Below are 1,512 nucleotides of genomic sequence, written 5' to 3'. Positions count from 1 at the left end.
ATCTGTGTCTCGGTGAATTTGGTCTTTTTCATCAGTTTAAAATTAAGGTTTAATCTCTAATTTCAAACTGTCTGTGGGTTAGGGATACTTACACAAAGTATCGCCACTCATGAGGTACCGCCAGCGATGGGATGGTGGCAATGACCAGGAGAGCCTCAATCTAAAAGATGTCACCTACAAAAAGGAAATGATTGAGTTTGGTCCTGAGAATGAATTAGTAAGTGTCAGCAGATACAGGGAAATGGTAGAGGCGATGGTACAGCAATTGGCCGACCAGAACCCAGTTTTGCAAAAGATAAAATCGGGAGAATCGATAACTGAAAGTGAATTGAATGAACTGGCGCGGATGATGAATGATAAAGACCCTTTCGTCACAGAAAAGCTATTGCAGAGGGTTTACGGAAATCAACACGCGAAATTCCTGCAATTCATCAGGCACATTTTGCATATAGAAGTGATTCATTCTTTTGAAGAAACGGTAACCACGGCTTTTGACGAACTTATAAAGCTTCACAGCAACCTTTCAAATAGCCAGATTGAGTTTATGGCGGTTTTGAAGAAATATCTGATTGACAAAGGGAAGATTGAAAAGAAAGATTTGATTAATCCCCCATTTACTCAACTGCATCCCCAAGGCATACTGGGCATTTTTTCACCCAAAGAAATTGAAGAAATCATCACGGTCATTCATAAAATAGCTGCTTAGTAAACACAAAGAGAGTACAAATGTTATCTACTGAATTAAAATCAAAAATAAACAAGCTTTGGGATAAGCACACTTATCCATTTTTTATGCAAACTTCGGATGGTTCAGGTGTTGGCTCAAATGTACATTCAGCTAACCCCGCGGCCGATGCACGCCACGCATCAAATGCCAGCACTCCGCTGACAGATTCCCAAGCCGAATTCTGGTACCTCATCGAATGTCAGGGCTGCAAGGAGCTGGCGCATTCGCTCAAAATGGTGCATGATCTGGCGCTTTATCATTCGGATGTTCCGTTTGATACGGCCGAGAAGTCGGCGCTTTTTGATGTGAATTTGCTCGTGGAGGGATTCCAGAAGATGGCCGGGAAAGTTTAGGATTGGAAGGGCTGTTGGCGACAGTCCTTTTTGCTTTTTAGATATATTGGTCCCAGAAGTGACTTATACAGGAAATCATTGAAAACACCTGCATGCAAATCTTCACCACCAAACACTCTGCCCTCTCTCCCCTCAGCGAAGTACCCTTTAAACTCGAAAAGGACATTCAAAATCTGTTTGAAAAGAACCTGGAAGTGCTGACTTCCTTGAAACTGATCCGATCCGAATTTACCATTAAGCAATTCCGCATAGATACCCTGGCATTCGACTCTGAAAGCAACTCGTTTGTGATCATTGAATACAAGTGTAGGCTTCCCATTTTTAGAGGAGCTGTAATTTAGACTTGGTTGTTGATTGTAATGGTTGATCCTTCTTTTTTCATGGTACTTACTTTCAGCTGTATATGCTTTTGATTTGGTGTTAGTCCCTTCA

3 protein-coding genes are annotated in these 1,512 nt (G+C 41.7%); all 3 read left to right on the top strand.

Going from position 1 to position 1,512, the window contains the following annotated elements; all coding sequences use genetic code 11:
* Window positions 1-109: 109 nt before the first annotated feature.
* Complete coding sequence (locus Q369_RS0121975; protein WP_031529888.1) at window positions 110-706, top strand: type I restriction-modification enzyme R subunit C-terminal domain-containing protein; 597 nt, start codon at window positions 110-112, stop codon at window positions 704-706.
* Window positions 707-792: 86 nt separating this feature from the next.
* Window positions 793-1,080: a hypothetical protein gene (locus Q369_RS0121970; RefSeq protein ID WP_031529887.1), complete on the top strand. Its 288-nt coding sequence runs from the start codon at window positions 793-795 to the stop codon at window positions 1,078-1,080.
* Window positions 1,081-1,172: 92 nt separating this feature from the next.
* Window positions 1,173-1,421 carry a PDDEXK family nuclease gene (locus tag Q369_RS29115; RefSeq protein ID WP_157488280.1) on the top strand — a complete coding sequence of 83 codons (249 nt, stop codon included), beginning with the start codon at window positions 1,173-1,175 and terminating at the stop codon, window positions 1,419-1,421.
* Window positions 1,422-1,512: the final 91 nt, after the last annotated feature.

The sequence above is a fragment of the Dyadobacter crusticola DSM 16708 genome (genome assembly GCF_000701505.1).
Taxonomy (GTDB): Bacteria; Bacteroidota; Bacteroidia; order Cytophagales; family Spirosomataceae; genus Dyadobacter; species Dyadobacter crusticola.
The sequence above is the reverse complement of the archived record's forward strand: the minus strand, read 5'-3'. Positions and strand labels throughout refer to the sequence as shown.

Excerpts from the sequence above, each read along its gene's own strand:
- Q369_RS0121975 (WP_031529888.1), top strand. The coding sequence starts at position 110 with ATGAGGTACCGCCAGCGATGGGATGGTGGCAATGACCAGGAGAGCCTC.
- Q369_RS0121970 (WP_031529887.1), top strand. The coding sequence starts at position 793 with ATGCAAACTTCGGATGGTTCAGGTGTTGGCTCAAATGTACATTCAGCT.
- Q369_RS29115 (WP_157488280.1), top strand. The coding sequence starts at position 1,173 with ATGCAAATCTTCACCACCAAACACTCTGCCCTCTCTCCCCTCAGCGAA.